This is a genomic window from Mucilaginibacter sp. 22184 (assembly GCF_052045695.1).
Taxonomy (GTDB): Bacteria; Bacteroidota; Bacteroidia; order Sphingobacteriales; family Sphingobacteriaceae; genus Mucilaginibacter.
Map to the genome: position 1 here is coordinate 301428 of NZ_JBQEPI010000002.1, position 15372 is coordinate 316799.

The window sequence follows — 15372 nt, forward strand, 5'->3', positions numbered from 1 at the left end:
AACGCAGAAGTGTTGGAGCACTCCTGCGTAATATTTGGATTAACCCTCCCTAACGGGAAAAAGAATTGTTTCGCTATTCCATGTATTAACCCAAACCAAACAAATGTAATGAATTTTTATTCGTTTATTCTTGCCGTGCCCAAGGCATGGTATTTCCGCAAATTTTTAAAAGTTATGAAATTAACCACCTTTTTGATGGTTATTACGCTTCTTCAGACGAGCGCTAAAGGATTCAGCCAGATCAACCTGCGGGAGGTTAATGCCCCGCTTGAAAAAGTATTGAGATCGGTCAGCGACCAATCTGGTTATCATTTTTTTTATAATGAAAAGGAACTGGGAGACAAAACAATAAGTATCAGTTTAAAGGATGCGACTATCGAAAAAGCTTTACATGATTGCTTCAGTAAACTATCGCTAACGTTTAAAGTCATTGGCAAAAATATCATTGTTACATCTAACACTTCTTTAGGGCAGGATGAATTAATTACGGTGAAAGGCACTGTGCTTTTACGACGGCAAAATGGCAAGGACGAAAAAAGCGCGGGCGTAACCATTACAGAAAAAGGCCTGAGTAACGGAACCCAAACTGATGCTAACGGACAGTTTACGCTCCGGGTACACAAGGGAGCTAAATTGGTATTTTCGATGCTGGGTTATAAAAGGTTAGAAATAGAAGTTTCGGCAGAAAACCCAACGCTATCTGTCAAACTGGAAGAAGACGCTGCCAGCTTGAAAGAGGTAGTAGTAACCGGTTACCAAACCCTTGATAAAAATAAGTTTACCGGTGCCGCGGCCAGATTAAAGGCCGAAGATATAAAAATGAACGGTACAACTGATGTTAGCCGTTTGCTGGAGGGTAAGGTAGCCGGTGTTTCCGTACAAAACGTATCGGGCACATTCGGATCGGCTCCTAAAATCAGGATCAGGGGGGTAACTTCACTTACCGGCGCCAATAAACCTTTATGGGTTGTAGACGGGGTTGTGCTGGAGGATGTAATCAACGTTACCAACGATCAGTTATCCAGCGGCGATGCCTCTACCCTTCTGGGTTCGTCTGTTGCCGGTTTAAACGTTAACGATATTGATGACATCTATATTTTAAAAGACGTAGCAGCTGCCTCACTATATGGGGCGAGAGCTATGAACGGAGTAGTTGTTATTAATACCAAGAAAGGTAAAGCAGGTTCGCTGCTGGTGAGTTATACTGGCAACTTTAGCTCTTCGTTGCGTCCAAGTTACAACAATTTTAACATTATGAACTCGGCCGAACAAATGAGTGTTTACTCAGAAATGTACGGCAAAGGACTGCTCAATGTAGGCGATATCGGCAATAATCCGGATCGGGGCATTTATGGCAAAATGTATGATGCCTTACAGTATAATCCGGCCACAAAAACCTTTGGTTTGGCCAATACGCCCGATGCCCGTAATGCCTTTTTAAAACGTTACGCCGAAGCTAATACCAATTGGTTCAAAATACTTTTCCGTAACTCTTTAGTACAGGAACACGCGCTCAGCTTTTCGGGCGGTTCTGATAAAGCCCAATCCTATACCTCTGTAAGCTTTTTAAACGATAACGGGTGGACTATAGCCGACAGGGTAAAACGTTATACGGTTAACTCTCAAAATAATTATACCATTTCAGACAAGGTTAAGGTTGGTATCATAACCACAGCATCATTACGGCAGCAGGACGCGCCAGGCACAGTTAACCGTGCATCCGATCCGGTTTATGGCCAGTTAACCCGCAGTTTTGATATCAATCCATACAATTTCGCATTAACTACCAGCAGGGCTGTTACGCCATATGACAGCCAGGGAAATCTGGAGTATTTTACACGCAATTACGCTCCTTTTAACATTATCAATGAGTTGCAGAACAACAAGATCAGGCTTACTGCTCTTGATGTTAAACTACAAACCAATTTGTCATACCAGATAAGTAAATATTTAAGATATGATCTTCTGGGTGCTTTCAGATACGTAAAAACCACCCAGGAAAACCTGGTAAATGAAAACTCTAATCAGGCCAATGCGTACCGGGCCTATATCAACCCAACCATAGCTCAGGGCAATAGCTTCCTTTATAAGGATCCTGATCATCCTAATGACGAGCCTGTGGTGGTATTGCCATCAGGAGGTCTTTACAATCGTACCGATAATTCGTTATCGAGCTATGATATAAGGAATCACTTATCTTATGTGGGGGATTTTGGTAAGAGTAACATTAATATACTAATAGGGCAGGAAATAAAATATGCCGAGCGTCAAAACGCTTTCAACAATGGCTATGGCTATCAGTATGATTATGGAGGTACTGTTTTGGTCGACTCGCGTATTATTAAGAAAGGCACAGAGCAAAATGATCCATATTTTGGCATGAGCTATACCTATGATCGCTTTGCATCCTATTATACCAACATCAATTACACTTATAACGACCGTTATACACTAACGGGATCTGTAAGGTATGATGGGTCAAACCAGTTTGGCATAGGAAGCAACCTGCACTGGCTGCCTACCTGGAGCGTGAGTGGTGCCTGGAATATCGATAAGGAGGACTTTATGCAAAACGTATCAAGCGTGAGCCTACTTAAATTAAGGGCAAGTTATGGCTTGTCAGCCGCCCCTGGAGTAGCAACAAACTCTTCGGTTGTTTTGCAAACCCAGAACACGCTCCGGCAATATACCCAGGATATTGAATCGGGTATTTATATTAAAGATCTCCAAAATTCTGATCTTACCTTCGAAAAACAATATTCCGGCAATATTGGTGTAGATGCAGGCTTTTTTAACGGGAGGCTTACCCTTACCGCTGATGTATACCGCAAAAGAGGGTTTGATCTTATCGGGCTCATCCGCACAAGTGGTATAGGTGGTCAGGAAATAAAACAAGGTAACTATGGTAACATCAGCTCGCATGGGTATGAATTTACCATTGGTGGTGATATCATTAAAAAACAAAAATGGGGATGGAAATCAACCTTTATATTTAGTTACAACACCAATAAAATAACAAATTACAAAAACACCCCCATTATTTTTGATCAGTTAGCGCCAGCCGGAGCTAATCAGTTAGGCTATCCGGTAGGTTCCCTGTTCTCATTGGATTTTAAAGGGCTTGACCATTATACAGGTATCCCCAAATTTGTGAATGAAGCCGGGCAAACGGGCTACGCTGTTAATTTACAATCAAACGTAACCAAGTATCTGAAATATGAAGGTCCGGTCGATCCGCCTTATACCGGTGGTTTTACCAATAATTTCCGCTACGGTCCCGTTTCATTAACTGTACAGCTCACCTATCAGGCGGGTAATAAAATACGCTTAAACCCTGCATTTAAATCCAAATATACCGATCTGGATGCCTTCCCAAGAGAATTTAACAACAGGTGGGAAGTACCTGGCGATGAAACGAAAACCAACGTACCGTCCATACTTGATGCAGAAACTTTTTACACGGTAAACCAGGATGCATATCCTTATAACAATTATAACTTCTCATCGGCAAGGGTAGCGAATGGTGGGTTTGTCAGAGTAAAATATGTGGCTTTCACCTACCAGCTTCCTGTTGATTTTGCCAAACGAATAGGCATGAACAACGCTTCGGTAACCGCCTCGGGTACAAACTTATGGCTCCTTTTTGCTGATAAAAATCTTTATGGGCAGGATCCTGAGTTTTTTAATGCCGGCGGCGTGGCCCAGCCATTGCAAAAACAGTTGGTACTTTCTTTAAAAGTTGGATTTTAAAAAGACACATCAAACACCATGAAATTAGTTTTAAAACAATATATACCAGTTCACAGAACCTTTGCCCCTACGCTATCAAAAGCAAGTGGCAAAAAACCGATAGGGAAATTACCTATGCTAATTGCCGCATTGGTAAGCACCATGGCATTAGCATCATGTAACAAATACCTGGATAAACAACCCGATAACCGCACTACGCTGGATAACCCTACCAAAGTATCGCAATTGCTTACTTCGGCATATCCCGCAGCTGATTACATCAGTTTTTGTGAATCGTTATCTGATAACAGCGGCGACAGGGGTTATGCCACCCAAGGTTCGCTTGATCCGTTGATAAACGAAAATGCTTATAAGTACATTGATTACCCTTCCAATATTTCAGGATCATCAGATAATTACTGGTTGGGATGTTATAACGCGATAGCCGCTGCTAACCAGGCGCTTGACGCCTGTAATAAGGCTGCAAATCCAGTAGCCTATCAACCGTATAAAGGTGAAGCCTTGCTGGCACGCGCCTATGCTCATTTTATGCTCGTATCCCTTTATGCCAAAACCTATAACCCCGCTACGGCAGCAACAGACCCGGGAATACCTTACGTAACCGAACCTGAAACCCAATTACTTAAAAAGTACGATCGTAAAACGGTAGCTTATGTTTATGACATGATTGAAAAGGATATACTGGCAGGCATGCCACTGTTGGACGATAATGCTTACCAGGTACCGGCTTTCCGGTTTACAACAACCGCGGCCCACGCGTTTGCCGCCAGGTTTTACCTGTTTAAACAACAATATGATAAAGTGGTTCAGCAAGCAGATCAGGCTTTTCCGGGTAGTACTACCATTACCTATTTAAGGCCCTGGAATACGGTTTACAAACCAATCACCGACCTTGATTTTAGGGCTTTATACACAAAATCAACACAAAAGGCAAACCTGCTATTGGCCACTACAGCTTCATACTGGGCCCGGGATTGGCAAAATTTCCGTTATGGCCTAAACGCAAAAATCAGGATTGATATCGTTAAAATACCCGGAATTGTAAATGGCTCCCTGGCAGTAGATATAAGAAGCTACGGCGCATCTGGACAAATGAAAGGGCTTAACAAGTTTTTGGAAAACTTCATTTTTGTTCAGGGGAGTACTCAAATAGGCAACGGCTATATATATATTCCTTTATTGAGCAGTGGCGAGGTTTTGTTTAACCGGGCCGAGGCATTGGTTATGCAAGGTAATTATGATGCCGCTGTTAGCAGTCTGAATACATATTTAAGTACCATCATTAATAATTATGATCCAGGCACCAACAACCTTACCATAGCAAAAGCGCTGGCATACTATAAAACAGGCTCTACCAAAGATGCCCTGATCAGCACTATTCTTGACTTAAAACGCTATGAATATGTAGATGAAGGAATGCGTTGGTTTGATATTTTGAGATATCATCTGCCGGTAACACATACTATACTTGATAATGCAGACAACGAAGTTGATCGTTACGAACTTAAAGCCGATGACCCGCGTAAGGTAATGCAAATTCCGCAAACGGCGCAGAGCCAGGCCGGTCTTGCACCTAACCCGCGTTAATACCGGGTAATATTCAGATGATGACACTTAGAATATTGAACAATATTTAATTCTAATAAAAAATAGTATTAAGATGAAAAACAGAAAATACTTAATCCTTTTTTTGCTCACGTTTTTTAGCTTTTCGTGCAAAAAGGATAATAAACTGGTATTGCAAGACAATTACTTGGGTAACGAAACCGCCGGTAAAACAGCTATTGATACCTATTTAAATACTCAGTTTGTAAAACCCTATAACATTGATGTTAAATACAAATGGGATCAATCATTATTTGACCAGCAATATGTTCTGGTACCACCCCAGGAAACTAACATTATGCCTTTTATGGAGGGCGTTAAACAAGCCTGGCTTGATCCGTACAATGCCGAAACCGGCAGCGATGTGTTCATGAAAATATATACACCGAAACAGATAATCCTGTCTGGAAGTGCCGAAATCAACACCGATGGCACCGAGGTACTGGGCGAAGCTTCCGGAGGGCTCACTATTTTACTAACCAATGTTAATGGTACTGATTTAAAAGATGAGGACGCGGTAATACAATTAGTACATGTAATTAATCACGAATTTACCCATATCCTTAACCAGAAAAAGGTGATCCCTGTTGAATATGCCAAGGTATCTGCCGGCGACTACAGCGGAAATTGGGCAACCGCCTCAGAGATTCCATTGCAATTAGGCTTTATTTCGAAATATGCAAGGGATAAGTATACTGAGGATATTGCCGAAATGGTTTCATGGATGCTTACCTGGGGTAAGGATGGGTATGAGGCTTATTTGAACAAAACTATCGTTGACCCAACCGATCCGGCGAAGAAGCGACTTATCCCTGACCCGGCTTATGCTGCCGGTATTGCTAAGATGAGGCAAAAAGAAGCCATTGTGGTGGATTACTTTAAGAAGAATTTCAACATTGATTTTTACAGTTTACAAACACGGGTTCATGCCTCCATTGCTGCCATAAGCAATAATTAGATGATAACCGGTTTTAATAACGCGCAACGCGTTGAGTGTAACGTAAAATATATTAATTAAGACATACAATGAAAAAATATACTTACCCGGCATATTTATTACTGTTGCTGATAGCCTGTTTATCGGCATGTAAAAAAAATGATCCCGACTATTTTGGCAAAACCCCTACCGAACGAAGCACAGAAGCGCTTAGTAAATATCAAACGCAGTTAACAAGCGCTCCCAATGGCTGGAAAGCTATTTTATACCCCAATGGTGGCGGTGTTTATCTGTTTTCGATAAAATTTGGAGCCGATAACAGGGTATCCATGCTTTCTGATATAGACGAGGAAACATCAACCACCCCGAACGAAAGTGCTTATAGCTTAAAGCAATTACAGGCGCCGTCACTGCTGTTTGATACCTACTCCTATATACATTTACTGTCAGATCCCGATCCAAATGTGCTTGGCGGAGATTCGGGCATTGGCTACAGCTCAGATTTTGAATTTTCGTTTGATAAAATGAGCGGCGATACCATAACCTTGATAGGCAATAAAAAAGGAAGTAAACTCACCTTAGTAAAAGCCAAAACAACAGCCGAATACACCTCTTTTACAACAGGCACCACGGCTGTGTTTACGACATTGAACGCTGTGCGCACTTACTTTAAAAGGGTAACTATAGGCACAACGGCTTGCGAATTGAATATTGATAAAGGAAATAAAATACTAAGCCTTTCTTATCTGGATGGTAGCACCAATTTAAAAACAGTTTCCAGTGGTTTTTATATTGATGGTTCAACCAACAGCATCATACTTGGCACCCCGCTTTTGATCGACAAAACCTCGATAACCAGTATAGGAAAAATAGCTGGTGACACAACTAGTCATACGGTAAGTTTAACTGTAAATGGCAGTGCTACACAAGTAAAAGAAGCTATTACACCCTTAAAATATGATCTAACAGCAGCTAAAGCATTTCATAATAATCCGGCTAATAGCAATACGTATTGGGAGTCCAATACCGGTTTTACTGTAGATAATGTTGTGGATGCTTTTAACTTACGTTCAATATTTAGTGAATTTGTGTACCGCTTGTACAGCTTTGACCAAGGAACTACTTATGACAGGTTGGGTTTTTTTACCGACAATGGTTATAGTGCTGGGGATCCTGCGGTTATTGCAAAATTTCCTGCTAGTGGAACAATCGTGTTTACGTACTTTGGAAGTTTCAACGGTGCTGCCCTGCCAGCCTCTGCAAAACCAATAGTTACAGCAACAACAAATAAGTTTCTTGATCCTAATGGCTTCTACGTCATCCAAACCGGGGCTAAGACCTACGATTTGGTTAACGCTACCAATGCCCGGGCCTGGATGAGCTTCTATTAGTACCGACAAGCCGTATAATCACTAAGGCTCTGTCCCGTAAATGGGATATCCTTAGTGATATGTATGGTTTAGAGGGGCTATTAAAAAACAAGATGAGTCATGCTAATTAACACGACCCATTTGAATAAAAAATAAACATTGGCTAATAGCACATTATACAAAGTTAACGGATTTGTACTTTCACTTTTCTGACCGAAGTACAAGTAAATAACAATTAAAAAAATCAAAACTCATGAAAAAAGCATATTATTTTTTTGCTGTGATTGGGACCATATTTTCTATCACCATAACAGGATGTAAAAAAGATCAGGCTAGACAACAAACTAAACCGGCCATGGCTGCGTCTGATAATAATTCTTCTCTTTTATCCATATCGTCCACCGAGCCGCCAAGTAGCTCATCTACAAGGGGCTGCAATAGTCAATTTAGCAATGATATCGGTAATCTTAGTATATCCCCTGAAACAGCTGCAGGAAACTATATAGCTTGTATGTTAGTCGCCTTTCCTGATGGTGGTACCTCGGGTTCAGGTAACTCAGGAATTGGGATTGCACACCTCCAGTCAGTAAGCAGCAACTCGAACGTAACTCTGCAAGAATTCTTCAGGGATGGAAATGTGAATAATCCCACAGATGTTGCAAAGGTGAAAGCCTATTTCGCCCCGTATATCTTCCTTATTAATGATGCATATAATGCGTATAACTTATATGAGGCTCACTCCAACTTTGACCACTCTGAGCTCAATGTAGCAAAAGTAATGAACGCTTTGTGGTATAAGCACTACGTAGACCAATATGATCAGTATCAATATCTCGCAATTGTGAATGCTTACTTTAATGGTATTAGTGCCGGGGGATGGGAAATGCGGAATGATCCATTATGGAAGGCCGTAGGATTTGACCAATTATTTTTTGTGAGTATCGGCCCTGATCTTCCGGTTCAACCTTAATAGGATATACTTAACAACGATTTGGTTAATGCTACCGATGCACGAGCCTGGATGAGCTTTTATTAGTACCGACAAGCCGTATAATCACTAAGGCTCTGTCCCGTAAATGGGATATCCTTAGTGATATGTATGGTTTTAGAGGTTTATTATAAAACACAAAAAGAAGTCCCGCCAATTAGCGGGACTTCTTTTTGTTTAGTGAGGTCGTCTAATTCTATTGCCAATATTTTACATTTATTCCTCACATCGGATTCACATTACCCTGATAGTCCCCAATAACCTATGACGAGTATTTACATATATTCAATAATCAATTGATTATTAATCACATAAAAACAAACCATAAATTAATGTAAAAGCTGATCGATGTAAATTCAACTAAAAACTGGGTTTACATGTAAACCCAGTTTTTATGACATAATTATATTTAACTAATTAATTATCAACAATATAATACAATGCAAACCATAAAAAGTGTAAACCATGTAAACCCACTTTTTAACAAACCTGTGGCTTGTTCAGCGTAGTTTTGTTCATCAATAAACTGTTTACAACTGGTGATAATGGATACTTGTTAAACCAATGTTTAAAAAAGTTTAATTTTTTTCACATCGGCATACCCCCACTGACATTTTCAACCGTAATACCTAATATACAAGCAAGTAATAAGCCACCATGACTAACCAGGAAAGTAAGGATCTGCTAAAAAAGTACATCGAAGGAAAATGTGATCAGGAGGAGACCGCCTGGGTTGAAAGCTGGTATCTTAATACAGCTAATGATGATGCGGTACCATCACCAGAAGAAATAGAAGCAGCCTACAACCACATCAGCGCAAAATTGCCTAAAAACGAACGCCATGCAATCAGAAGATCTTATTTTTCTATCGCGGCCACCATCCTTTTATGTCTTTCTGTCGCGGCATATTTTACGTTCCGCCAATCATCATCAAATTCAGAAAATACAGCTTCCATAGTTAAACAAAATGACCTTCCACCGGGGAGCAATAAAGCTATACTCACGCTTGGCAACGGTCGGCACATTGTTTTAACAGGTGCCTCTAACGGAAAAATAGCCCAGCAAGGCAATATGGCTATAAGCAAAACAGCCGAGGGGCAAATAGTTTATAATGGAACTGATAATGGCACAGCTGCGCCGATATATAACACCACAGCCACCCCACGCGGTGGAGAATATCACCTGACATTGGCCGATGGCACCAATGTATGGCTAAACGCGGCATCATCCATAACCTATCCAACAGCGTTTACCGGGCATGACAGAACGGTTCAGATAACCGGTGAAGTTTATTTTGAGGTCTCCCATGATCAGCATAAACCTTTCAGGGTAATTTCCCGTGGTCAAGCGGTTGAGGTATTGGGGACTCACTTCAATATCAATGCTTATGATGATGAACCCTCTATAAAGACAACACTCTTTGAAGGCGCTGTAAAGGTTAGCCGGGATACAAAATCGGCTATACTAAAACCAGGAGAACAAGCTGTCGATAATATCAACAGCTCATCTATTCACGTAACCAATGATTTTAACAGTGAAGAAGTGATTGCCTGGAAAAACGGTAAGTTTTATTTTGACTATACCGATATCAATACCGTTATGCGCCAGATTGCGCGCTGGTATGATGTTGACGTGGTATACCAGGGAAAAATTCCATCCAAACGGCTTTCCGGCTCATTCACTAAATATACCAACGCATCAAAGGCTTTATCCATATTGGAATATGCAGGTATCAACTTTAAAATTGAAGGAAGGAGGATTATTGTAAAATAATTACCCCTTAAATAAAAGCGGTTGCCAGGCTTCCGTCCCCTTTTGTTGGCCCAAAAAAAACCGGAGAGTGGTGACACACTTCCCGGCTAAAAGTTTGGGTTAACCATAATTTATTTTGAACTAAACAAGGTACTTACAAACCCAAACCATACAAAAGTATGCAAAATTTTACTTTAAGTCCTTTCTTAAATTATAAGAAAGGACTTCACAAATTTTTCCTGGTTATGAGATTGACCACTTTAGGAATTCTGCTTTGTATTATGCAGGTAAGCGCCGCTACTTTTGCGCAGCGTATAAACCTCAAGGCAAAAAATATATCATACGAGAGGCTTTTCAAAACTATTGAACAACAGAGCGGCTATACGTTTGTATATGACCCAGACGTGCTCCGCACTTTTCCAAATTTCAACATCGAGATTAATGATGCCAGCGTTACAGAAGTAATGGACAAGTCATTGGCCAATAAACCGCTTAATTATAAGTTTATTGATAATACCATAGTTGTACGCCTTAAAGAAACAGCTACACCACGTGATCTTATTTTTATATCAGGTAAAGTCACGGGACAAAACGGCGGCCCATTACCTGGTGTTACGGTGAAAGTAAAAGGATCCAGCATTATAGCCGGCTGGGTAACAAATGCACAGGGCCGGTTTAATGCTTTGGTCAATTCAAAAGATGTGGTTTTGGTTTTTTCCTATGTAGGCTATCAAACACAGGAGATCCGGATTGAGGACCTTAAATCGCCATTTACAATACAGCTTAAAGAAGATATCAGCAAACTGGATGAGATACAGGTTATCGCTTACGGTCAGACAACTAAAAGGCTTAACGTTGGCGATCAGACTACTATAACTGCTAAAGAAATTGAGAAATACCCAGTGGGTAATGCTTTAACCGTGTTACAGGGCACCGTTCCGGGTATGGTGATCAGCCAGTCTACCGGGCAATCCGGCAGTACTTACAATGTCGTGATCAGGGGGCAAAATGGATTAAACACAAGCTCAGCTCCGTTATATATTATTGATGGCATCCCTTATAACGGCGGTAGTTATTCATCTCAAAAATCCAATTATTTAGGATCGAATGGCCAGGCCTACGATGCATTAAGTTTAATTAATCCTTTAGATATAGAAAGTATTAACATACTAAAAGATGCTGACGCCACATCCATTTATGGTTCAAGAGGTGCCAATGGCGTTATATTGATCACCACAAAAAAAGGTAAGCAGGGCGATACCAGAATTGATGTAAATGTTTTCAGCGGCGTAAACCAGGCCATTGCCACACCGCAACTATTAAATACGCAGCAGTACCTGCAAATGCGCAGAGAAGCCAAGAAAAATGATAACGCCGCTATACTACCTACAGATTATGACATCAACGGAACCTGGGATACAACACGTTATACCGACTGGCCAAAAATGTTTTTAAAAGGCACTGGCTATACCACTAATGCCCAGGCCAGCATATCCGGTGGCGGTAATAATGTTTCTTATCGGGTAAGCGGTAATTACAGGCGTTCAACAAACGTTCAGCAATTGGTTGGGGGATCAGATCAAACATCTTCTTTAAGCTTCAACCTCAACTCTACCAGCAATAATAAAAAATTCAACATTCAATTCTCGGGGGGATATACTTACGATTTTAACAACATTCCATCGGTCGATCTCACCAGCAGCGCCAATCTTGCGCCTGATGCTCCTGCGCTTTATAATGCCGATGGTACGCTGAATTTTCAAAATAACACTTTTATAAATCCATTATTATCAACCAAAACACTGGCCCGGACTTCTTTATCAAATTTAACCAGCAGTATGGTTGCCAGTTATTTACTGGCTAAGGGTTTAAAAGCACAGGCAACCATAGGCTACAATAAACAATCACTGGTTGAGTTTCTGGCTAACCCCTTAGCCTCTATATTACCAACCTACGTAGCCCTTGGGTCAAAAGGTTCCGCCAATTATAGCTGGAACAATAAAAGCTTCTGGAGTATAGAACCACAGATAGAATATAATCGCGGCATAAGCAAAGGTACACTGGATGTTCTGGTGGGTGCCAGTTTGCAAAAACAATTGGTTGACGCGACACAACTGGTGGCTAATGGATATAGTAACGATCTGTTGATCAATAACATTGCGGCTGCAGCCACCATCACTGCTTTTGGCCAGGGATATAATGCCTATAATTATAAATACAGCGCGTTGTATAGCCGAATCAATTACAATTGGCAAAATAAATATATTGTTGATCTTTCTGGCCGTTATGATGGTTCCAGTAAGTTTGGTCAGAATCGCCAGTTTCACTTTTTCTATGCTGCCGGCGGTGAATGGATATTCAGTTCGGAGAAGTTTATTAAAGACGCGCTTCCGTTCCTGAGCTTTGGTAAATTAAGAGGAAGCTATGGTACTACCGGTAATGATCAGATAGGGGTTTATCAGTATTTGGAAAACTTTTCGCCGGTAACTTCAGTAAACCCATACCAGGGTGTACCCGGCATTACACCAACCAACCTGCCTAATCCCAATTTAAGCTGGGAAACTACAACCAAAGCAAATATTGGTTTGGAGCTGCAGTTTTTGAAAGGCAGAATCAGCTTACAGGGAAATTTATTCAGAAACCGTACAACAGATGTATTATCATCCGTCCCGTTGTCATCAACTACAGGTGTTAACTCCGTAACTCAAAACATTGATGCTAAAGTTCAAAATAAAGGCTTCGATATTACACTCAGTACTATTAACATTCAGTCAAGAGATTTTACCTGGTCAACAACGTTTATGATCAGTAAGCAGCGCAATGCTTTGCTGGCCTTCCCCAATGCTAACACACTTACATTACAGGAGTTGAATCAATCGGTTAATACCACATTTGTTAACCGTTACGCTGGTGTAGATCCGCAAACAGGCCTCTATCAGTTTTATGATAAAGACGGCAAAATTGTTTCCGCGCCATCAAGCTCAGGTTCAGATCAAGTCAAAACAATCAATACCGATCCAGGTTATTTTGGTTCTATCTCCAATTCTATCAGCTTCAAAGGCTTTACACTTAGTTTCCTTTTTCGCGGCATAAAACAAACTGGCCGGAGCCCTTTCGGACAGATCCTTGCTACCAGTTTTGTGCCCGGACTTTTTAATACCAACTATCCAACGGCCATTTTAGATCATTGGCAAAAACCGGGTGACGTAGCCAGGTTTGGCAAATTTAGCAGCACCTTTGGCCCAACACTTTTTAATGCGTTAAACGCCAAAAACATGTACTTAGATGCCTATTACAGCGATGCATCTTACATCAGGCTGCAAAACGCATCGGTCAGTTATCAGTTCGATAACGAAGTAACCAGGAAATTCCATCTGCATAATCTGAAAATTTATGCATTAGGCGAAAACCTGGCCACCATTAGCGGTTACAATTTCTCGGATCCTGAAACTCAAAGTTACCTGAAAATGTCTCCGCTTCGAACTATCACTTTTGGTATACAAGCATCACTTTAAAAAGAAGGAATCATGAAAATTAAAAACATATATTCTACAGCGGTATACATAAGCGTATTGGCCATCCTGTGCATATCGGGCAGTGGCTGCAAAAAAGCTATACAGGTGGGGCCGTCGCTTGTTGCGGCTAATAGCAGCAATGCATTTTCCTCAAACAGTGCCGCACAGTCGGTGGTATCGGGTATATATACCAAAATGTCTTCCGGATCATTTTTCCAGGGCAGTGCCGGTGTTAGTTTAACTATGGGGCTGGCGGCCGATGAATTGATAAACATAGGTTCCAGCAACTCCTCATTAGGTACGTTTTATTTAAATAGCTATGGCCCTATAAATCCTCCTCCCTTCTGGTCAGAGTTTTACAGACAATTATTCTATTGTAACACGGCTATTAATGGTATTTCAGGCTCTGGGGCTATTACTGATGGTGTTAAAAAGCAGCTTGTTGGCGAATTGAAGTTTTTACGCGCCTATATTTATTTTTATGCGGTAAATCTTTACGGCACCCCACCATTAACAACCACTGATGACTATACCATCAATAATGTTCTTCCGAATAGTACTCCCGATGCCATTTACAAGCAGATAGTACAGGATTTGGCCGATGCCCAGGCAGCACTGGCCGATAAAGTATATGTAGATGCCTCTGGCAATGCGGTTACCGACAGAATAAGACCCAACAAACAAGTAGCAGGTGCTATGCTGGCAAGGGTTTATCTCTATCTCAAAGATTGGAAGAATGCCGAAACTCAGGCCAGCTCCGTGATCAGCAATGCTAATTACACCCTTGTAGCCAACCTGAACCAGGTTTTTTTAAGGGCCAGCAAGGAAACCTTGTGGGCATTGCAACCCGTTTCGCAGCTTTATTTAAACACTATTGATGCCAACTTCCTGATAGTTAATGCAAGTTATACCATAGCAACACAATTACCGCTGAATAACAACCTGGTAAAGGCTTTTGAAACCGGTGATGCCCGTTTGGCCAACTGGGTTGGTACCTTCACAACTACAACCACTCCCATAACCACATATTATTACGCCAATAAATATAAAGTTGCATCATTGAGCTCGACCATTGCCGTTACCGAATATCCGATAGTGATGCGTTTTGCCGAACAATATTTGATTCGCGCAGAAGCACGCGCTCAGCAAAACAACTTGTCTGGGGCTGTTGCCGATATCAATATGATTCGTTCAAGAGCAGGATTACCCAATTCGACAGCAAACTCACAATCAGACATACTTGACGCGGTTGCACATGAACGCCAGGTAGAGCTGTTTAGCGAATGGGGCCACCGGTGGTTTGATCTGAAACGTACCAACAAGCTCGACGCGGTTATGAGCGTAGTAACGCCGCAAAAAGGTGGTACATGGGCCAGCTTCGAGCAATTTATGCCTATCCCCCCTGATGACATCAGGGCTGATCCTAACCTGAAACAAAATCCTGGCTATAATTAA

At 41.3% G+C, this 15372-nt stretch carries 8 protein-coding genes; all 8 read left to right on the plus strand.

What is annotated here, in order from left to right:
- Positions 1-174 precede the first annotated feature (174 nt).
- The 8 genes from ACTJKG_RS06390 (at position 175) to ACTJKG_RS06425 (ending at position 15372) form a co-directional block, all read left to right on the plus strand.
- Positions 175-3750 (plus strand): SusC/RagA family TonB-linked outer membrane protein, encoded by a 3576-nt coding sequence (locus ACTJKG_RS06390; protein WP_440738678.1) that lies wholly within the window; start codon positions 175-177, stop codon positions 3748-3750.
- 18 nt (positions 3751-3768) lie between these two features.
- Positions 3769-5337, plus strand: coding sequence for a RagB/SusD family nutrient uptake outer membrane protein (locus tag ACTJKG_RS06395; RefSeq protein ID WP_440738679.1), 1569 nt, complete (start codon positions 3769-3771; stop codon positions 5335-5337).
- A gap of 73 nt (positions 5338-5410) precedes the next feature.
- Positions 5411-6313: a substrate import-associated zinc metallohydrolase lipoprotein gene (locus ACTJKG_RS06400; RefSeq protein ID WP_172333161.1), complete on the plus strand. Its 903-nt coding sequence runs from the start codon at positions 5411-5413 to the stop codon at positions 6311-6313.
- Between the two features lie 68 nt (positions 6314-6381).
- Positions 6382-7683 (plus strand): DUF4302 domain-containing protein, encoded by a 1302-nt coding sequence (locus tag ACTJKG_RS06405; protein ID WP_440738680.1) that lies wholly within the window; start codon positions 6382-6384, stop codon positions 7681-7683.
- A 232-nt stretch (positions 7684-7915) separates the two neighbouring features.
- Entirely contained in the window at positions 7916-8632 is a 717-nt protein-coding gene (locus ACTJKG_RS06410) for a hypothetical protein (RefSeq protein WP_172333159.1), read from the plus strand.
- A gap of 675 nt (positions 8633-9307) precedes the next feature.
- Entirely contained in the window at positions 9308-10423 is a 1116-nt protein-coding gene (locus ACTJKG_RS06415) for a FecR family protein (RefSeq protein WP_440738681.1), read from the plus strand.
- Positions 10424-10647: 224 nt separating this feature from the next.
- Positions 10648-13917, plus strand: coding sequence for a SusC/RagA family TonB-linked outer membrane protein (locus ACTJKG_RS06420; protein WP_440738682.1), 3270 nt, complete (start codon positions 10648-10650; stop codon positions 13915-13917).
- Between the two features lie 12 nt (positions 13918-13929).
- On the plus strand, positions 13930-15372 hold the full coding sequence (locus tag ACTJKG_RS06425; RefSeq protein ID WP_440738683.1) for a RagB/SusD family nutrient uptake outer membrane protein: 1443 nt from the start codon (positions 13930-13932) through the stop codon (positions 15370-15372).